The following is a 19,492-nucleotide window of genomic DNA, read 5'->3' on the forward strand; positions in this document are numbered from 1 at the left end:
GAGTGGTCGCGCCCGCCTCCCGCGGGTGGGTCAGCTGATGATCAGCCGGTCGCCGTCCTCGCTGACGTCGACCTCGACGCCGTCGCCGTCGCGGACATCGCCCGCGAGCAGCGACTTGGCGAGCTGGTCGCCGATGGCCTGCTGCACCAGGCGGCGCAGCGGCCGGGCGCCGTAGAGCGGGTCGAAGCCGCGCTCGGCGAGCCAGGCCTTGGCACCGTCGGACACCTGCAGGTCGAGCCTGCGCTGCGAGAGCCGCTTGCGCAGCTGGTCCAGCTGGATGTCCACGATCCCGGTCAGCTGATCGGAGCTCAGCGAGTCGAAGATCAGCACGTCGTCGAGCCGGTTGATGAACTCCGGCTTGAACTTCGCGCGCACGGCGGCCATCACCTGGTCCTTGTCGCCGCCGGCGCCGAGGTTGCTGGTGAGGATCAGGATCGTGTTGCGGAAGTCCACGGTCCGGCCCTGGCCGTCGGTGAGGCGGCCCTCGTCGAGCACCTGCAGCAGCACGTCGAACACGTCCGGGTGCGCCTTCTCGACCTCGTCGAACAGCACCACCGTGTAGGGGCGGCGCCGTACGGCCTCGGTGAGCTGGCCGCCGGCGTCGTATCCGACGTACCCGGGGGGCGCGCCGACGAGCCGTGCGACGGAATGCTTCTCGCCGTACTCGGACATGTCGATCCGCACCATCGCGTGCTCGTCGTCGAACAGGAACTCCGCGAGCCCCTTCGCCAGCTCCGTCTTGCCCACGCCGGTGGGCCCGAGGAACAGGAACGAGCCGGTGGGCCGATTCGGGTCGGAGACACCCGCGCGGGTGCGGCGGACGGCGTCCGACACGGCCTCGACGGCGGCCTCCTGGCCGATCACGCGCTTGCCGATCTCGGACTCCATGCGCAGCAACTTGGCGGTCTCGCCCTCGAGCATGCGCCCGGCGGGGATGCCGGTCCAGGCGGAGACCACGTCGGCCACGTCGTCCGGGCCGACCTCCTCCTTGAGCATCACGTCGCCGTCGGAGGCGGCACCGGACCGGGCGACGGCCTCGTCGAGTTCCTTCTCCAGCGCGGGGATCTGGCCGTAGCGCAGCTCCGCGGCGCGGCCGAGATCGCCGTCGCGCTCGGCGCGCTCCGACTCGCCCTTGAGGTTCTCCAGCTGCTCCTTGAGGGTGCGCACCGAATCGATGGCGCCCTTCTCGTTCTGCCAGCGCGAATTCAGCTGCGCCAGCTTCTCCTTGTGGTCGGCGAGCTCGCCGCGCAGCTTCTCCAGCCGCTCCTTGGAGGCCTCGTCGGACTCCTTGGACAGGGCCATCTCCTCGATCTCGAGGCGGCGCACGATCCGCTCCGCCGCGTCGATCTCCTCCGGGCGGGAGTCGATCTCCATCCGCAGGCGGGACGCGGCCTCGTCGACGAGGTCGATCGCCTTGTCCGGCAGGAAGCGCGACGTGATGTAGCGGTCCGACAGCGACGCGGCGGAGACCAGCGCGGAATCGGTGATGCGCACGCCGTGGTGCACCTCGTACCGCTCCTTGAGCCCGCGCAGGATGCCGATCGTGTCCTCCACGCTCGGCTCGCCCACCAGCACCTGTTGGAAGCGGCGCTCGAGCGCGGCGTCCTTCTCGATGTACTGGCGGTACTCGTCGAGCGTCGTGGCGCCCACCAGCCGCAGCTCGCCGCGGGCCAGCATCGGCTTGATCATGTTGCCCGCGTCCATCGCCGACTCGCCGGTCGCGCCGGCGCCGACGATGGTGTGCAGCTCGTCGATGAAGGTGATGATCTGCCCGGCCGAGTTCTTGATCTCGTCGAGCACGGCCTTGAGCCGCTCCTCGAACTCGCCGCGGTACTTCGCGCCCGCGACCATCGCGCCGAGGTCCAGCGAGATCACCGTCTTGCCGCGCAGGGACTCGGGCACGTCGCCCGTGACCACGCGCTGCGCGAGCCCCTCGACGATGGCGGTCTTGCCGACTCCGGGCTCGCCGATCAGCACGGGGTTGTTCTTGGTGCGGCGGCTGAGCACCTGGACCACGCGGCGGATCTCGTTGTCGCGCCCGATGACCGGGTCCAGCTTGCCCTCGCGAGCCCGTGCGGTGAGATCGGTCGAGTACTTCTCCAGAGCCTGGTACTGGCCCTCGGGGTCCTGCGAGGTGACCTTCGCGCTACCGCGCACGGCCGTGAACGCCTCACGGATCTCCTGCGGGGTGGCGCCCGCGTTCGCGAGCACCTGCGCGGCGTCGCCGCCGGCCTCCGCGAGCCCGTAGAGCACGTGCTCGGTGGAGACGTACTGGTCGCCCATCTCGGTGGCCAGCTTCTGCGCCGCGCTGACGGACGCGATGGACTCGCGGCTCAGCTGCGGGGTGGTGGTCGAGCCGCTGGCACTGGGCTTGCGGTCGACGAGGTCCTGCGCGCGGTTGCGCACGATGACGGGGTCCACGCCCACCGCCTTGAGCAGCGGCGCGGCGATCCCGTCGGTCTGGTCGAGCAGCGCCACGAGCAGGTGCGCCGGAGAGATCTCCGGGTTACCCGCCGAGGACGCCGCCTGCAGAGCCGACGTCAGCGCGGCCTGCGTCTTGGTGGTGGGGTTGAACGAATCCAACTGAACTAGCCTCCTGGTCGTCTCGAACGTCTGGAGCGCACCTGAGCCCTCAACGCTCAAGTATGCGCTTATGTCGAGTTCAACGCACGCCGGGTTGAGTCTGTTCCGCTCAACTGTCGATGGGGCCGTGACGCGCACCACACCAGCGCCGCGGTCCTGAAGTGAGGGCCGACGTGCGCGGTGCGGCGGTTCAGGAGGCGAGGGCGGCGACGCGCTCCGCGAGCTTCTGGTGGGTCAGCGAGTCGGGGTGGCCGTCGCTGCTGGACTGGTAGACCCAGCCCTCGCTGAGGGGCGAGATGACCGACACCGTCGAATCCACCGACCGCGCGGCGCCCACGATGGTGGACTCGGTGGCTCGGGCGTCCGGGCCGCTGCCCTTGACCGACGGGAACACCGTGATGAGCGCGACCTTGGCGCCCGGGGCCTGCCGGCGCACCGTCGTCACCACCTGCTGGACCTTCGCGGCGACGGTGGCCGACGGCGCGCCCACGTCGTTCGAGCCCGCCTGCACCACCACCAGCGCGGGGTTCCGCTCCGCCAGGTCCGCGGCCTGCGTGAGGCCCGCGATGGAACCGTCGTGGTAGCCCGCACCGCCCCGCGCGCTGAGGTACACCGAGCGCCCGGCGATCGCGCTGATCATCCGCGGATAGGCGACGTACCCCGACACCGCGCGCCCCGTCGAGATGGAGGCGCCGATCACGACCACCGGACGCGCGTCGGCGGCCTGCAGGCCCGGCTCGGCCGAGGAGGCCGCGGGGACGAGCGGGGCCGCGGCGAGCACGGCGGCCAGGGCGACCCCGGTCCGGACACGAAGCGGGGCACGACGATCACGCGATGCGGTCATGGCGATTCCTCCTCGAGGAGGAATCTAAGCGATCGAACGCGCCCGACGGTGCGCGACGCGCGGTGCGCGCGCCGTCATTCCGCCGCTCAGGCCAGGGACGCGACGCGGTCGGCGATCCGCTTGTGTGCGGCCGAGGCGGGGTGGCCGTCGTCCGTGGAGCGGTAGTCCCAGCCCTCGGCGAGCGGCGAGATCACGGCGATCGAGGGGTCCACGGACCGTGCCGCGCCGATGATCGCCGCGTCGGTGCGCTCGGCGGCGGGGCCGCTGTGCACCGACGGGAACACCGTGACCAGGGCGATCTTCGCGCCCGGGGCCTGGCTGCGCACGGACCGGACGACCTGTCGCACCTGGCTCGCGACCTTGGCGGTGGGGGCGCCCACGTCGTTCGATCCGGCCTGCAGCACGACGAGCGCCGGGTTGCGGGACGGGATGTCGGCCTGCGCGGCGAGGCGCGCGATCGAGCCGTCGCCGTAGCCGGCGCCCTTCTTCGCGCTCACGTACACCGGGCGGCCGGTCTCGCCGCCGAGCCTGCGCGGGTAGGCCATCGAGGAGGAGACCTGCTCCCCCGCGGAGACGGACGCGCCGATCACCACGACCGAGCGCCGCTCGGCGACGGACTCGGCGCGGGGCGCGGCGCCGGCCTTGGCCGCCTTCGCCTGCACCTGGACCCGTTCCGCCTGCGCAACGGCGGTGGAGCGCTGCGCGGGAACGGTAATCCGCTGCTTCGGCACCGCACGCTGCACCTGCGGGACGCGCTGGACCTGCGGGACGCGCTGTGTCTGCGAGAGCTGTGCCTGCGACGCCGCGGGCACCGCGGACGCAGCGGGAGTCGTGGCGCGCCGGGGAGCCGGCGCGGGAACGGGGCGCTGCGGCACGACGGTGCGAACGCGCACCTGACGCTGCGCGGCGGCGTCCCGCGGCACGACGGTCTGCTGGAGGGGCTGGTGCGCGCGGGGGTGCGCCGCGGCGGGCGCCGGCGGTTCCTGTCCGGGATCAGCCGATGCGGCGGAGACGGCGAACGGGGCCAGGGCGATCCCGGCGCCGAGCGCGACTCCGTACCCGAGACGACGCAGGTGGCAGCGACGCAGTGCGACCATGACGGCAGAACCCTCTCTTCGAGCATGCTTGCCGGCGCGCTGCACGCGCCGGTCCATGCCCGCGGCTCGCCGCGGGCCGTTCACGCGGTGAACGCTACTCGATGCCCGCCGTGATCCGCAGCGCGGGACACCCATTCTGTTGGGCACGTCACCCTCCCCCGGCACTCCCCGTCGGATCGTCGTCGCAGGACAAACCCGCAGGTACGATGGTTCGGTCAGTGAACGTCGTCGAGGGATCAGGAGCAGAGGGACGTGGGCTCGCATTCGCGGCACGGACTCGCGCAGATCGCGCGGGACCTGCGCCCGCTCTCCGACGAGTTCACCAAGCAGCTGTTCGCCCGGCTCTTCGGGATGGATCCCTCGCTGCGCGAGCTGTTCCCGGCCAGCATGACCGACCACCGCGCGGTGTTCTTCCGGGTACTCGACCACGTGTTCACCTCGATCCCCGAACCCGGGCAGCAGGACGAGCTGGTGGAGTTCCTCGCCCAGCTGGGCCGGGATCACCGCAAGTACGGGCTCACCGAGGCGAACTACGAGACCATGGCGACGGCGCTCATCGCGCAGGTGCACGCGACGTACGCATCGCACGGCGGGCTCGACGAGGAGGACGCCGCGGTCGTGGAGCAGGCGGTCCGGCTGATGACCGGCGTGATGCGCGGCGGCGCGCACTCGGACCCGACCCCCGCCCGCCGCTCGGCGGAGGTGGTGGACACGCTGCGGCCGCACCCCGGGCTCACCGTCGTGCGGCTGGTGGCAGAGGAGCCGCTCCTGTTCCGGCCCGGCCAGTACGTGGAGACGCAGATCCCGCAGGTGCCGCGGCAGTGGCGGCCGTTCTCGATCGCGATGCCGCCGAACACGCAGGGGCAGATGGAGTTCCACATCCGGTCCGTACCGGGCGGGGATCTGTCCAGCGCGATCCACGCCGATACCCGGCCGGGTGACCGGTGGCTGTTCGGCCAGGTGCACGGCATCATGCGGGCCGACGGCGAGCAGCCGGTCACGATGATCGCCGGCGGCACCGGCCTGGCGCCGATGAAGTCGATCCTCCTGGCCATGGCCGCGAGAGCCGACAACCCCGACGTGCACCTCCTGGTGGGGGCGCGCTCGCCGGGGTTGCTCTACGATTCGGAATCCCTTGCGCCGCTGGCGGCGACGAATCCCTGGCTGCGGGTGACGCAGGTGACGGACTCGCGCCGCGATCCGTGGTGGCTCAAGACGCCCTCGCACGGATGGCGGACGCTGCCGCTGCGGCACGGCTCACTGGTCGACGCGATGTCGCGCCTGGACCTGCAGGGGCACCGCGTCCTGGTCGCGGGGCCGCGCGGGCTGGTGAGGGCCGCCTCCGCCGCCGCGGCCGCGCGGGGTGCCGATCCGTACGACGTTCTGCACGACCCGATCTGACGCAGGGCGGATTCGCTCGGGATCAGTCGCGGCGCCGCGGTCGCGGCTGCCACACCACCAGCGCACTGGATTTCGGCACGTGCACCAGCTCGGCGCCCGTGCGGTGCGACGCCTGTTCCAGCGCGGCGGTCAGCTCCTCGACCCTGTGCTGCAACGCGTCCACCTGATTGGTCAGGTCGATGATCCGCTTGATGCCGGCGAGGTTGACGCCCTCGTCCTGGGAGAGGCGCTGCACCTCGCGCAGCAGATCGACGTCCCGGGTGGAGTAGCGCCGCCCCCCGCCCGCCGACCGCTCGGGCTTCACGAGCCCGAGACGGTCGTACGTGCGGAGGGTCTGCGCGTGCATCCCGGCCAACTGGGCGGCCACCGAGATCATGAAGACGTGGGCGTCCGGATCCTCAGGGAGTTCCGGCTTTCCGTTCATCACGCACCCGCCCAACCGCTCCGCGGATCGAAGCCGCCGGCCCGCTCCGCCTCGGCGTAGGTGCGCAGCGCCTCCTGCGCCCGCTCGTCGAGCGAACCGGGCACGGTCACCTGCACCTTGACGAGCAGGTCGCCGTGGCCGCCGGACCGTTTGGGCACGCCCCGGCCCCGCACCCGCAGGGTGCGGCCGTCGGTGGTGCCCGCCGGGATCTTCACGCCCACGGGCTGTCCCAGCGTGGGGACGGTGACGGTGGCGCCCAGTGCCAACTCGGAGAAGCTGACCGGCAGGGTCACCAGCAGGTCGTCGCCGTTACGGGAGAAGACGTCGTCCCCGCCCACGTGCACGGTGACGAACAGGTCGCCCGACGGTGCGCCGCGCATCCCCGCCTGCCCCTGGCCGGCCAACCGGATGCGCTGGCCGTCGGACACCCCGGGCGGGATCTTCACGTTCACGGTGCGGGTGCGCACCGTGACGCCGGTCCCCTGGCAGTCGGTGCAGGGATCGTCGATCACGGATCCGCTGCCGCGGCAGTCCGGGCACGGCTCCGAGAAGCTGAACGCCCCCTGGTTCCGGCTCACCAGGCCCGAGCCGTTGCACGTCTGGCAGACGCGCGGGCTGGTGCCCGGCTTGGCGCCGGACCCGTGGCAGGTGGTGCACGGCGACGGCGACGTGAGCGTGATCGGCGTGGTCACACCGAGCGTCGCGTCGCGGAAGCCGAGCGTGATCTCCGATTCGAGATCGTTGCCGCGGCGCGGCCGCGACGGCTGCGGGCCGGGGCCGGGACCTGCTCCCGCCCCCGCCCGATTGAACAGGCCCTCGAAGATGTCCCCGAAGCCGCCCCCGCCGCCGCTCGCCGCGCCGTCGAAGATGTCGGAGAACGAGAACCCGCCCGAGCCGCCGGCCGCGTTGCCGAAGCCGCCGGTCCCGAATCCGCCACCGCCGGTGCCGAACCGACCCGCGCCGCCGAACAGGCGGCGCGTCTCGTCGTACTCCTTGCGCTTGGCCGGATCCGACAGGACCGCGTGGGCCTCGGAGACCCGCTTGAACCGCTCCTCCGCCTGTGTGTTGCCGGGGTTGGCATCGGGGTGGAGCTCACGGGCCAGCTTGCGGTACGCCTTCTTGATCTCGTCCGCGCCGGCATCGGAGCTGACGCCCAGCTCCTTGTAGAAGTCCTGTTCAACCCATTCCCTCTGAGCCACTGGGCATCACCTCCTTCTAGGACTTGTCACTGTCGGCGGAACCGACGGTGGAATCGGTCTCGGCCGCCGCGGCTGCGTCGCCCTCCTGGCCGGCGGGGCGATCCACCACCGCGACCATCGCGTTGCGGATCACCTTGCCATCGATCTGGTATCCCTGGCGCAGCACCGCTCCCAGAACCGGGTCGGCACCGTCGCCCTCGTGCTGCACGGCCTCGTGGATCGACGGGTCGAAAGCGTCGCCCTCGGCGCCGAAGGCCGTGAGGCCCAGGCCCGCGAGCACGCCGTCGAGCTTGTCGGACACGGACTTCAGCGGACCCGATTCGAGATCGCCGTGGCTGCGCGCCCGGTCCAGATCGTCGAGCACCACCAGCAGGTCCGTCACCACCGAGGCCTTGCCCGCGGCGCGGGCGTCCACCACATCGCGCGCGGTGCGCTTGCGGTAGTTGGCGTACTCGGCGGAGACGCGCTGCAGATCGGCGGTCAGCTCGGAGACCTGGTCCGACGGTGCCTCGGCGGCGTCTGCCGGTTCGGCCGCGGCCGCGGCGGACTCCTCCGCCGCGACCGTGTCCGTTCCTGCGTCGACCCCCTCGGACTCCGTGTTCACCTCTTCCGGATCCACCGGATTCTCGGGGGCCGTCATTACTTCGCGTCCTTCGGGTCCTCGTCCACGACCTCGGCGTCGACGACACCGTCATCGCCCTGGGCCGACTCCTCGGCGCCCTGCGCCTGCTCCTCGCCGGCCTGCGCGTACAGCGCCTGCCCGAGGGCCTGGGACTCGGCCGACAGCTTCTCGACCGCGGCCTTCACGGCGGCGACGTCGGTGCCCGCGAGGGCCTCGTTCGCCTCCTTGATGGCGGACTCGACCTTCTCCTTGTTCTCGGCCGGGACCTTGTCGGCGTTCTCGGACAGGAACTTCTCGGTCTGGTTGACCAGCGACTCGGCCTGGTTGCGGGTCTCCGCCTCCTCGCGCCGGGTCTTGTCCTCCGAGGCGTGCGCCTCGGCGTCCTTGATCATCCGGTCGATCTCCTCCTGCGACAGACCGCTGCCGTCGGAGATCTTGATGGTGTTCTCCTTGCCGGTGCCCTTGTCCTTCGCGGTCACGTGCACGATGCCGTTGGCGTCGATGTCGAAGGTGACCTCGATCTGCGGCACGCCGCGCGGCGCCGGCGCGATGCCGGTCAGCTCGAAGCTGCCGAGCAGCTTGTTGTGCGCCGCGATCTCGCGCTCGCCCTGGAAGACCTGGATCTGCACGGACGGCTGGTTGTCGTCGGCCGTGGTGAAGGTCTCGGACCGCTTGGTGGGGATCGTGGTGTTGCGCTCGATGAGCTTGGTCATCACGCCGCCCTTGGTCTCGATGCCCAGGCTCAGCGGGGTCACGTCGAGCAGCAGCACGTCCTTGACCTCGCCGCGCAGCACGCCGCCCTGCAGGCCGGCGCCCACGGCGACGACCTCGTCGGGGTTGACGCCCTTGTTGGGCTCCTTGCCGCCGGTGAGCTCCTTGACGAGCTCGGTCACGGCGGGCATACGGGTGGAACCACCCACGAGCACCACGTGATCGATGTCGCCGACCGCGATCCCGGCGTCCTTGATGACGGCCTGGAACGGGGTGCGGGTGCGCTCGAGCAGATCGCTGGTGATCTTCTGGAACTCGCTGCGCGACAGGTTCTCGTCGAGGAACAGCGGGTTCTTGTCGGCGTCCACCGTGATGTACGGCAGGTTGATCGACGTGCTCTGGCCCGAGCTCAGCTCGATCTTCGCCTTCTCCGCGGCCTCGCGCAGGCGCTGCATGGCCATCTTGTCCTTGGTCAGGTCGATGCCGTGCTGGCTCTTGAACTTCTCGACCAGCCAGTCGACGATGCGCTGATCCCAGTCGTCGCCGCCGAGGTTGTTGTCGCCCGACGTGGCGCGGACCTCGACGACACCGTCGCCGATCTCCAGCAGCGAGACGTCGAACGTGCCGCCACCGAGGTCGAAGACCAGGATGGTCTGCTCCTTCTCGCCCTTGTCCAGGCCGTACGCGAGCGCGGCGGCGGTGGGCTCGTTGACGATGCGGAGCACGTTCAGGCCCGCGATCTGGCCAGCCTCCTTGGTGGCCTGCCGCTGCGCGTCGTTGAAGTAGGCGGGAACGGTGATGACCGCGTCGGTCACGTCCTCACCGAGGTACGCCTCGGCGTCGCGCTTGAGCTTCATCAGCGTGCGGGCGCTGATCTCCTGCGGGGTGTACTTCTTGTCGTCGATCTCGACGTTCCAGTCGCTGCTGCCGATGTGGCGCTTGACCGACCGGATGGTGCGATCGACGTTGGTGACGGCCTGGTTCTTGGCGGGCTGCCCCACCAGGACCTCACCGTTGCGTGCGAAGGCGACCACCGACGGGGTGGTCCGCGAGCCCTCGGCATTGGCGATCACGACCGGGTCGCCGCCCTCGAGGACAGCGACGCACGAGTTGGTGGTGCCGAGGTCGATGCCTACTGCACGTCCCATACTTGCCTCCTATGTATCCGGCCGCTTCTCGGCCGATGGTTGCTTCCTGCTGACAAGACTTCAGCGCCCCTGGCTCAAGGGACGAACTCTTCCGTTCTACCCCATTGAGCGGTGGGCGCTCAAGTCCTACGTGATGTCCAACGGACGGCACCGGGATCTTGTTCCCGATTCCCGGAAAAAGTTGAGCGATCCCCACTCAAGTCTTGTCGGTGCAGGTCAGCGGGCCCGACGGTACGCCGCGCCCCGGAGGCCGGGCCGGCCGTCAGGCGCCGATCGGGCCGGCGACGTCGGCGGGAGCCCACAGCCAATCGGTGTACTTGTAGGCGTCCTCACCCCGGATCTTCCGGAACAACTCGTTGCGGGCCTCCCGCCCGGCACCGTCGAGATGCCACAGCTCGCCCCACATGCGGCCCGTCGACATGATCCGGTTGCAGCGGGGCGCCCGCACCGCGTTCACGGCGGCCAGGGCGTCCTCCCAACCGGCGCTCGGCCCCGGCACGTGGTCGGCGATGCACCGGGCGTCCTCGAGCGCCATCACGGCCCCGGACGCGAGGTACTGCAGGGGCGGATGCGCCGCGTCGCCGAGGAGGATCATCCTGCCGTCCACCCAGTTCTCGATGGGCTCGCGGTCGTACATCGGCCACCACCTGTCCTTCCACAGGTAGTCGGTGGCGGCCCGCACCGTGGGGTGGCAGTGCGCGAACGCACCTTCGAGCTCCGACGGTCCGCCCCACTCGGTTTCGCCCCGCCCGTGGCCGGGCGACCGGAAGACGGCGACCTGATTGAGCATCGCGCCGCCCCGCAGCGGGTACTGGATGAAATGGCAACCCGGTCCGATGTATCCGATGGCGTCCTCGATGTCTTCGGCGTGCGGGACCTGTTCCACGGGGAACGTACCGCGGTAGGCCGCGTAGCCGGATCCGACGGGCCGGTCCTGCGAGAGCTTCGCGCGCAGCGTGGACTTCAGGCCGTCCATTCCGAGCGCGACATCGCCGCGCAGCTCCTCCCCGCTCGCGAGGGTGACCCGCACGCCGGCCCCCTCGGTCACCACGTCGGCGACGGCGCTGTCGGTGCGGAGTTCGGCGCCGGCGGCGCGCGCCGCATCCACCAGCGCGGCATGCAGATCCGAACGGTGCACCACGAAGTAGACGCCGCCGTACCTCCGCTGGAAACCGGCGCCGAGGTCGAGCCGGGTGAGCTCCTCCGCGGTCAGGGCATCCCGGAACACCAGGTTCTTCGGCAGCACCCCCTGGGCGACGACGCGGTCGAACACACCCCACTCCCGAAGGATGCGCGAGCCGTGCGGCCCGATCTGGAGACCGGCCCCCACCTCGCCGAACGCGGGCGCCGACTCCAACACCGTCACGTCCACCCCCCGCCTGCTCAGAGCGAGCGCCGCGGCCACGCCGCCGATGCCGCCGCCCGCCACGATCACCTTGTCCGCCATGCTCGGCTCCCTCAGTCGTCTTTCGTGCAACGACTCGACTGTGACCCGCACCACCCACTCCCGGCGTCCGGGTTCTGCTGTGCAGAACCCGGCCCCCACACGCCGCCCACGATTCCTACGGTTGTGACACCGGACACACGACGCGAGGAGGAACCGTGACCGCAGAGCCCACCGGCGATCCCGAATTGGAACGCCTGTACGCGGATTTCGCAGCGGCGCACCTGAACCCGTTGTGGACGCAACTGGGTGACCTGATGCCGGCGGCCCCGTCGCCGCGCGCAGTCCCGCACGTCTGGCGGTGGTCGGATCTGCTACCGATGGCGGAGCGGGCCGGCGACCTGGTGCCGGTCGGTCGCGGCGGCGAACGGCGGGCCATCGCGTTGGCCAACCCCGGCCTGGGTGGCGCCCCGTACGTCACCCCCACACTGTGGGCCGCCGTGCAGTACCTGGGACCGAAGGAGACCGCACCCGAACACCGGCACGCGCAGAACGCGTTCCGGTTCGTGGTGGAGGGCGAAGGCGTGTGGACCGTGGTCAACGGCGACCCGGTGGCGATGCGCCGCGGGGATCTTCTGCTCACACCCGGGTGGGCGTTCCACGGGCACCACAACGACTCCGACCGCCCGATGGCGTGGATCGACGGGCTGGACATCCCTTTCGTGCACTACACGGACACCGGCTTCTTCGAGTTCGGTGCGGACGGCGTGACCGACGACGGAACGCCCGACGTGTCCCGCTCGGAGCGTCTGTGGGCGCACCCCGGGTTGCGGCCACTGGTGGGCATGCACACGACGACCAGCTCGCCCCTCGCCTGCTACCGGTGGGCCCACACCGACGCGGCGCTCGCCGACCAGCTCGCACTGGAGGACGAGGGCTTCGCCGCGACGAGCGAGCCCGGCCACGCCGCCGTGCGCTACACGAACCCCACCACCGGCGGGGACGTTCTGCCCACCATCCGGGCGGAGTTCCACCGGCTCCGCGGTGGAACGTCCACCCGGCCCCGCCGGGACGTCGGCTCGACCGTTTTCCAGGTCTTCGAGGGATCCGGCACCGTCGCCTTGAACGGCGTCGAACGAACGATCACCACGGGGGATCTCGTCGTCGTGCCGTCGTGGACCCGGTGGTCCCTGCAATCGGCGGACGGCCTCGACCTGTTCGCCTTCTCCGACGCACCGATCGTCGAACGCCTCCACTTCGCCCGGACCCACTTCCCCGAAGGAGCATGACAATGCGCTTGGCCACACTCCGTATCGCCGGCGGCACGACCGCCGTCCGCGCCGACGACGACGGGACCGCGACGACGATCCCCGGTCACACCGATCTCTCCGATCTCCTGGCGCAGCCCGACTGGCGGACGCTCGCGGCGTCGGCCGACGGCCCTCGCATCGACCTGGACCGTGCGGATTTCGCCCCCGTCGTCCCGCGTCCCGGCAAGATCGTCTGCGTGGGCCTGAACTACCGCACGCACATCCGGGAGATGGGGCGCGATCTCCCGCAGTACCCCACACTGTTCGCGAAGTTCGCCGAGGCGTTGACCGGGCCGTACGACGATGTGATCGTCCCGGAGTACGCAGCCTCGGAACTCGATTGGGAGGCGGAGCTGGCCGTGATCGTCGGCGCGCGCGCCACCCGGGTGGACGCGGCGGCCGCGACGGATCACATCGCGGGGTACTCGGTCATCAACGACTACACCATGCGCGACTACCAGTACCGGACCCTGCAGTGGGACCAGGGCAAGACCTTCGACCGCACATCGGGATTCGGCCCGTTCATGGATACCGATTACCGGTTGGGAACCCGCATCGAGACGCGGCTCGAGGGTGAGGTCATGCAGTCGGCCACCACGGACGACCTGGTCTTCGGGCCCGCGCAGCTCGTCGAGTACATCTCGCACATCGTCACCCTGCAGCCCGGCGACGTGATCATCACCGGAACCACCGGCGGGGTGGGACACGCGCGTAAGCCCGCGCGGTACATCCGCGACGGGGAGACGGTGGAGGTCGGCATCGAGGGCCTCGGCACCGTCCGCAATCGCACGATCGTCCGCTGATGTTCGCCAACGCATTCCGCGATCTGCCCCTCGATGAGCGGCTCACGTGGTGCCGGCGCGGCACCGCGCACTTCGCCCGCGCGCTCAGCGACCTCACCGACGACGACCTACTGCTCCCGTCGGGCCTGGCGGGGTGGAGCCGTCGACACCTGGTGGCCCACGTCGCCTACAACGCCGCCGCTCTCTGCCGCGTGATGGACTGGGCGCGAACCGGCGTCGAGACCCCGATGTACTCGTCGCCGTCGGCCAGGAACGAGGAGATCGAAGCGGGCTCTTCGCTGAATCCCGCGGCGCTCCGGAATCTCTACGACCACACCGTCGCACGGCTCGACGAGCGGTGGCGGAACGCCACCGGAGCCGTGTGGGCGGCGCCGGTGCGGACGGCGCAGGGGCGGGACGTCGCGGCCGCCGAGACGGTGTGGATGCGGACCCGCGAGGTCTGGGTGCACGCGGTCGATCTCGGCGCCGGCGCGCGGTTCGGCGACATCCCCCCGGTCGTCCTGGACGGCCTCCTGGGCGACGTCGTCTCGAAGTGGCGCGGCGCCGGCGACGGGGGCGAGTACGTTCTGCACATCGCCGGCCGTGATCCGCTTCCCGTCGATCCGTCCCGATCCCACGGCGCCCCCGTCGTGGTCGAGGGCGACCTCGCGGCCGTGACGCGGTGGGCGGCGGGGCGTGGCGCCGTGGGGCTCGTCTCCCCCGCCCCCGGGACGCCCCCGCGCTGGCTGTAGGCCGCGCCGCTAAGGCGCCTCCGGATCCCGCACGGCCGGGAGCCTCAGCGCGTGGGCGCGCCCCAGGAGGTAGCCGCCCAATTCTCGAATGCGCCTGTCCCCCAGTCGTGTCTTCGGTCCCGCGACCGAGAGCGCCGCACCGATCCGTCCCTCCGCGTCGCGCACGCCGATGCCGACCGCCACCAGGTCCGATTCGGTGTCCTCGTCGTTCACCGCGAATCCGCGGTGGCGCGTCGCGTCCACGTCGCGGAGGAGCCGCTGCCACTGGGCGTCGGCGAGGCCGGCCTCCGCGTCGTTGCCCTGCCCCTGGTAGAGACGGCGCAGGTGGGCGGGAGCGAGCTCCGCCAACATCGCCCGGCCCGTGGCCGTCAGCCGCGCGGGCAGCGCCACGCCTCTCCGGTCCCCCACGCGGATCGCCTGATTCGATTCCACAGTCGCGATGAACCGCACCCATCGCCCCGTGCGCACGGCCAGCTGGACCGTCTCGCCGGTGTCCGCGCAGATCGACGTCATGACAGGCCGCAGGTGACGGTTGTACTCGCCGGTCGGGCGGTTCTCCACCGCCGCGACGAACAGCGACGGCCCCGGAAGATACTTGTGGTCCTCGTTCTCGACGGCGAAGTCCCGGTACACCAGCATCGCCAACAGGCGGTGCGCGGTGGACCTCGCCACCCCCAGCAGTTCGGCCGCCTGGCTCACCGTGACCACCCCCTGATCGCGCAGGATGTGCAACAGCAGGAGCGCATTGTCGACAGAGCTCTGTCCGTAGGCCGGCCGGTTCCGCATACCAGAATCGTAGGCCGAGTGTTGCCCAGATCACAGTAGCGTCGGAGCCACGAGCAGAACAGCACCGCACCGACCCGTCCGACTCAATCGGATCGCCTGCTACACAGGAGAATTCGATAGTCCACCTCGGTGCACCTCCTTCGCCTGCTCGACGGCGAGAAAGGCACACCATGGAACAAGGACTCTACGTAGGCGTGGACACCGGCGGCACCTTCACCGATGTGGTGGTGATGGACCAGGCCGGCGCTGTGCTCACGAACAAGGCCCCCACCACTCCCGACGCCCTCGAGGACGGCGTGTTCGCGGCGCTGACGCTCATCGCCGACGAGCGCGGCGAGTCCCTGTCGGAGATGCTGGCGAAGGTCGTCAGCTTCGGGCACGGCACCACGCAGGCCACGAACGCCCTCATCGAACGCCGCGGCGCGCGGACGGGGCTCATCACCACGAAGGGCTTCGGCGACACGCTGCTGCTCCAGCGCCTGATGGGCTTCACCGCAGGGACCCCCGTGGAACAGCTCGGCGAGTTCAGCAGGCGCCGCTACCCGGACCCGCTGGTCCCCCGCAGCCGGATCAAGGAGGTCCTCGAGCGCGTCGACCAGGCCGGCGACGTGGTGATCGAGCTCGACGAGACCGCCGTGCGGACCGCGGTGGAGGAACTGACGGCGGACGGCGTGACCGCCTACGCCATCGCCCTCCTGTGGTCCTTCCGCAATCCGGCGCACGAACGCCGGATCTCCGAGATCGTCCGCGAGATCGCCGGCGACGAGGTGTACGTCAGCATGTCGAGCGAAGTCAATCCCGTTCTCGGCGAATACGAGCGCACGTCGACCACCGTCCTCAACAGCTACCTCGGCCCCAGCGTGCAGCGCTACCTGGAGCGGATGGAGCGCAAGCTCGTCGAGGCCGGCATGACGGGTCGGTTCAGCGTCCTCAACAGCATCGGCGGCGTGATGAGCGCCCGCGACGCCGCCGAGCGCGCCGTCCTCCTGCTGGCGAGCGGCCCCACCGGCGGCGTACTCGGCAGCCAGCACCTGGCCGAGCAGCTGGGGCACCGCAACGTGATCACGTCGGACATGGGCGGCACCAGCTTCGACGTCGGGCTCATCGTCGACGGCCGCCCGGTGGTCGCCGCGGTCACCGAGGTCGCCCAGTACCACGTCGCCGCCCCCATGGTGAGCATCACGGCCATCGGTGCGGGCGGCGGGTCGATCGCGGAGGTCGTCGCCGGCGAGCTGCGCGTCGGCCCGGCGAGCGCTGGCGCCTTCCCGGGCCCGGTCTGCTACCGGCGCGGCGGGACCCGGGCGACGGTGACCGACGCCGACGTGGTGCTCGGGGTCATCGATCCCGACACCTTCCTCGGCGGCCGCATGCGGCTGGACAAGGCAGCCGCGGAGGAGGCCATCGCCCGGCAGATCGCCGAACCGCTCGGGCTCTCGGTGGTCGAGGCCGCCGCGGGCATCCGGCACATCGTGGACTCGCGCATGGCCGACACCCTGCGTGAGTTGTCGGTGGGCCGCGGCCTGGACCCGCGTGACTTCGTCCTCTACGCCTACGGCGGCGCCGGACCGATGCACTGCGCGGGATTCGGGGCCGACCTCGGTGTGGAGCGGATCGTGGTGCCCGCCACGTCCATGGCCCACTCCGCGTACGGGGCGCTCGCGGCGGACATCTACCACAGCGCGGAGCGGTCGTACCTGGCCAAGACCACCCCCGGGAACCCCACTCCCTGGACCGACGTCGACGCCGCCGTGGTGGACCGGATCTTCGTCGAACTCGAGGAGTCGACCCGCTCGCAACTCGCACGGGACGGCGTCACCGCCGACGACATGGTGATCGAGCGGTCGGTCGACGTCCGGTACCGGAGCCAGACCCACGAACTGATCACCCCCGTCGACACGGGGACGGTCGATGCCGCCCTGGTGCGCACCGTCATCGAACGCTTCGAGGAGGCGTACGAGGACACCTACGGCAAGGGCGCCGGTTTCCGCGAAGCGGGCATCGAACTGACCACCTTCCGGGTCAGCGGAATCGGCCGCACACCGAAGCCGGCATTCCGCGAGACCTCCGCCGTGACCGCGCACGAGCCCCGTTCGCGCCGGATCTACGACCCCGCGGCGGCCGAATGGATGGACGCCGCCGTCGTGCAGTGGCAGGCGCTCGAACCCGGCCACCAGATCCCCGGCCCCGCCGTGGTCGAGCACCCCACGACCACCGTCTACACCGGCCACGGCCAGCGGGTGGGCATCGACGACTTCGGCAACCTCATCATCACCGCGTGAGCGGGAACCAGGAGACAATCATGAGCACAGACACCCTCACCGCGGCCCCCGCCGGCGTCGATCCCATCAGCTTCGAGGTCATCCGCAACCGGCTCTCGGCGATCACCGAGGAGCAGGCGATCACCCTGAAGTCGGTCTCCGGATCTCCCGTCGTCACCGACGCGACGGACTTCAACGTCGGCACCTACCTCGCGGACGGCTCCATCGTCACGATGGGTCCGCAGGTCCTGTTCCACTCCGGATCGATGGCGAGCGTAGTGCGCAACATCATCTCGGACCGGTCGGAGAACCCCGGCATCGCCGAGGGCGACATGTTCATCCTCAACAACCCCTACAAGGGCGCCCTGCACCAACAGGACGTGTCGATCGTCGCGCCCGTCTTCCACGACGGCGAGCGCGTCGCCTGGGTCGGCGCGTGCGCGCACCAGATCGACGTGGGCGGCCTGAACTTCGGCAGCTGGGCCTTCGGCGCCACCGAGATCCAGCAGGAGGCCATGCTGCTGTCCGGCGTGAAGATCGTGGAGAACCACGAGATCCGCGGCGACCTCTGGGACATGGTCATGGGCATGACCCGGATGCCGATGGCGGTCGGCCTCGACCTCAAGGCGATGATCGCCGCGAACCAGGTGGCCGCGCGTCGGCTGGGCGAGCTCTTCGAGCGGTACGGCCTCGACGTGGTCCTCACCGTCATGCACCTCGAGATCGACCACGCCGAGGAACAACTCCGGGATCGCCTGCGGCAGCTGCCCGACGGGGTCTTCCGGGCCGTGGACTACCTCGAACACGACGGGCACACCGACGAGCTCTACGAGTTCCGCCTCACGGTCACCAAGGAGGGCGACACCCTCGACTTCGACTTCACCGGAACCGATCCCCAGGCCCCCGGATTCGTCAACTGCACCCGGTCAGGGCTCGTCGCGGGCGTGTTCACCGCACTTCTCCCCACCCTCGCTCCCCGGATCAGTTGGAACGAGGGTCTGTTCCGCCCCTTGACCATCACCGCACCCGAGGGCGTCATCTGCAACGCGACCTGGCCCGCCCCGGTGTCGTCCGCCACCATCTCCGCGATCTGGGTCGTACAGAACGTCGCACTCGCGGCGCTGTCCCGGCTCGCCTCGACCTCGCCCCTCACCGCCGCCGACGCGGCCGCGGTGACGAAGGGATCGATGACGGCGCTCGTCCTCAACGGCCTGGACCGCGACGGAGGCCAGTACGGGAACTTCCTCCTCGACTCGACGGCCGGCGGCGGGGGCGCCTACCGGGACCACGACGGCCTCAACGGATCCGGGGACTTCTGCGTCCCGCGGCCGGCGATCACGAACGTCGAGAGCCACGAGGCGAACGGTCCGATCCTGTTCCTGTACCGGTCCGTCCTCACCGACACCGGTGGCGCCGGGCGGTACCGGGGCGGCTGCACCGTGGGCCTCGGCATCACCCCGCACGACACCGACGCCCTCACCGCGATGATCGTGGGGCACGGCGTCGAGGTCCCCAACAGCGTCGGCCTTTTCGGCGGACTGGAGGGCTCCTGCAACAGGAACCAGCTCCTGCCCTCCGACGGTGCGACCCCCGTCGGCCGGGTCTCCTCGGTCGACGACCTCGCCGAGCGGGACGACGTCCGGGTGCTGGGCGCCAAACCCGGATTCCTGGAGCTGCGGCAGGGCGACACGCTCGCGTACAGCTTCCAGGGCGGCGGGGGCTACGGCGATCCGACCACCCGCGACCCGCGGTCGGTGGCAACGGACGTGGCGCACGGCTACGTCAGCGCAGAGGCGGCGGCGGAGCTGTACGGCGTCGTGCTCGCCGACGACGGAATCGACGAGGCCGCGACCTCCGCACGGCGCGAACGGATCCGGACCGCGCGTTCCAGCGGCGCCGAGCGATCGCCCGCCGAACCCGCGGGCCAGGAGATCGGGCCGGCGATGGTCCGCGCGGATGGCGGCGCGATCCGTTGCCGCTGCGGGCACGGACTCGGCGGCGCGGCCGACTGGCTCGCCGGGACCACGAGGCGCACCGTCGAACCCGGCGCGCACGGGCGGTACATCCGACTGCACCGAGGACTCGAGCTCCGCGAGTACGCGTGTCCCGGGTGCGGCACACTGCTGGACACCGCGGTCGCCCGGATCGGCGCGCCCGACGTCCAGACGATCGAACTGCGGTAGGGGCGGGG

At 70.8% G+C, this 19,492-nt stretch carries 15 protein-coding genes; 6 read left to right on the forward strand and 9 right to left on the reverse strand.

From position 1 onward, the window contains the following. Positions 1 to 30: 30 nt before the first annotated feature. The 3 genes from clpB to BN39_RS04250 all read right to left on the reverse strand — a co-directional run bounded on the left by clpB (position 31) and on the right by BN39_RS04250 (position 4,524). Positions 31 to 2,583, reverse strand: a complete 2,553-nt coding sequence (clpB, locus tag BN39_RS04240; RefSeq protein ID WP_019201116.1) for an ATP-dependent chaperone ClpB — start codon at positions 2,581 to 2,583, stop codon at positions 31 to 33. A gap of 190 nt (positions 2,584 to 2,773) precedes the next feature. Next, a complete protein-coding gene (locus tag BN39_RS04245) occupies positions 2,774 to 3,427 on the reverse strand; it encodes an SGNH/GDSL hydrolase family protein (protein ID WP_019201117.1) in 654 nt (217 codons plus the stop codon). An 86-nt stretch (positions 3,428 to 3,513) separates the two neighbouring features. Further along, a complete protein-coding gene (locus BN39_RS04250; RefSeq protein ID WP_020693896.1) occupies positions 3,514 to 4,524 on the reverse strand; it encodes an SGNH/GDSL hydrolase family protein in 1,011 nt (336 codons plus the stop codon). 252 nt (positions 4,525 to 4,776) lie between these two features. Between BN39_RS04250 and BN39_RS04255 the strand changes: the two genes are divergently transcribed. Further along, positions 4,777 to 5,925, forward strand: a complete 1,149-nt coding sequence (locus BN39_RS04255) for an FAD-binding oxidoreductase (RefSeq protein ID WP_019201118.1) — start codon at positions 4,777 to 4,779, stop codon at positions 5,923 to 5,925. A 22-nt stretch (positions 5,926 to 5,947) separates the two neighbouring features. On the opposite strand, the gene BN39_RS04260 is transcribed toward BN39_RS04255, so the two are convergent. The 5 genes from BN39_RS04260 to BN39_RS04280 all read right to left on the reverse strand — a co-directional run bounded on the left by BN39_RS04260 (position 5,948) and on the right by BN39_RS04280 (position 11,476). Then, complete coding sequence (locus tag BN39_RS04260; RefSeq protein WP_019201119.1) at positions 5,948 to 6,349, reverse strand: heat shock protein transcriptional repressor HspR; 402 nt, start codon at positions 6,347 to 6,349, stop codon at positions 5,948 to 5,950. Further along, on the reverse strand, positions 6,349 to 7,548 hold the full coding sequence (gene dnaJ / locus BN39_RS04265; RefSeq protein WP_019201120.1) for a molecular chaperone DnaJ: 1,200 nt from the start codon (positions 7,546 to 7,548) through the stop codon (positions 6,349 to 6,351). The genes BN39_RS04260 and dnaJ overlap by 1 nt, the downstream gene beginning before the upstream one ends. Positions 7,549 to 7,564: 16 nt before the next feature. Beyond that, a complete protein-coding gene (gene grpE, locus BN39_RS04270; RefSeq protein WP_019201121.1) occupies positions 7,565 to 8,188 on the reverse strand; it encodes a nucleotide exchange factor GrpE in 624 nt (207 codons plus the stop codon). Continuing rightward, positions 8,188 to 10,029 carry a molecular chaperone DnaK gene (dnaK, locus tag BN39_RS04275; protein WP_019201122.1) on the reverse strand — a complete coding sequence of 614 codons (1,842 nt, stop codon included), beginning with the start codon at positions 10,027 to 10,029 and terminating at the stop codon, positions 8,188 to 8,190. The genes grpE and dnaK overlap by 1 nt, the downstream gene beginning before the upstream one ends. Before the next feature lie 262 nt (positions 10,030 to 10,291). Beyond that, positions 10,292 to 11,476: an FAD-dependent monooxygenase gene (locus BN39_RS04280; protein WP_019201123.1), complete on the reverse strand. Its 1,185-nt coding sequence runs from the start codon at positions 11,474 to 11,476 to the stop codon at positions 10,292 to 10,294. A gap of 155 nt (positions 11,477 to 11,631) precedes the next feature. Between BN39_RS04280 and BN39_RS04285 the strand changes: the two genes are divergently transcribed. From BN39_RS04285 to BN39_RS04295, 3 genes are read left to right on the forward strand one after another with little or no spacing between them, the layout of a single operon-like run. After that, the gene (locus tag BN39_RS04285) at positions 11,632 to 12,702 is read left to right on the forward strand and encodes a cupin domain-containing protein (protein WP_019201124.1); all 1,071 of its coding nucleotides are present in this window, start codon (positions 11,632 to 11,634) and stop codon (positions 12,700 to 12,702) included. A 2-nt stretch (positions 12,703 to 12,704) separates the two neighbouring features. Further along, positions 12,705 to 13,526 (forward strand): fumarylacetoacetate hydrolase family protein, encoded by an 822-nt coding sequence (locus BN39_RS04290; RefSeq protein ID WP_019201125.1) that lies wholly within the window; start codon positions 12,705 to 12,707, stop codon positions 13,524 to 13,526. After that, on the forward strand, positions 13,526 to 14,257 hold the full coding sequence (locus tag BN39_RS04295; protein WP_019201126.1) for a maleylpyruvate isomerase family mycothiol-dependent enzyme: 732 nt from the start codon (positions 13,526 to 13,528) through the stop codon (positions 14,255 to 14,257). The genes BN39_RS04290 and BN39_RS04295 overlap by 1 nt, the downstream gene beginning before the upstream one ends. A gap of 9 nt (positions 14,258 to 14,266) precedes the next feature. Here the strand turns inward: BN39_RS04295 and BN39_RS04300 are convergent, their stop codons facing one another. Beyond that, on the reverse strand, positions 14,267 to 15,043 hold the full coding sequence (locus BN39_RS04300; protein ID WP_019201127.1) for an IclR family transcriptional regulator: 777 nt from the start codon (positions 15,041 to 15,043) through the stop codon (positions 14,267 to 14,269). Between the two features lie 170 nt (positions 15,044 to 15,213). Between BN39_RS04300 and BN39_RS04305 the strand changes: the two genes are divergently transcribed. Both BN39_RS04305 and BN39_RS04310 read left to right on the forward strand, forming a co-directional pair. Further along, positions 15,214 to 17,322 (forward strand): hydantoinase/oxoprolinase family protein, encoded by a 2,109-nt coding sequence (locus BN39_RS04305; RefSeq protein ID WP_040765856.1) that lies wholly within the window; start codon positions 15,214 to 15,216, stop codon positions 17,320 to 17,322. A 20-nt stretch (positions 17,323 to 17,342) separates the two neighbouring features. Next, positions 17,343 to 19,484 carry a hydantoinase B/oxoprolinase family protein gene (locus tag BN39_RS04310; RefSeq protein WP_019201129.1) on the forward strand — a complete coding sequence of 714 codons (2,142 nt, stop codon included), beginning with the start codon at positions 17,343 to 17,345 and terminating at the stop codon, positions 19,482 to 19,484. Positions 19,485 to 19,492 lie beyond the last annotated feature (8 nt).

This window comes from Tsukamurella sp. 1534, from assembly GCF_000312385.1.
Lineage (GTDB): Bacteria > Actinomycetota > Actinomycetes > Mycobacteriales > Mycobacteriaceae > Tsukamurella.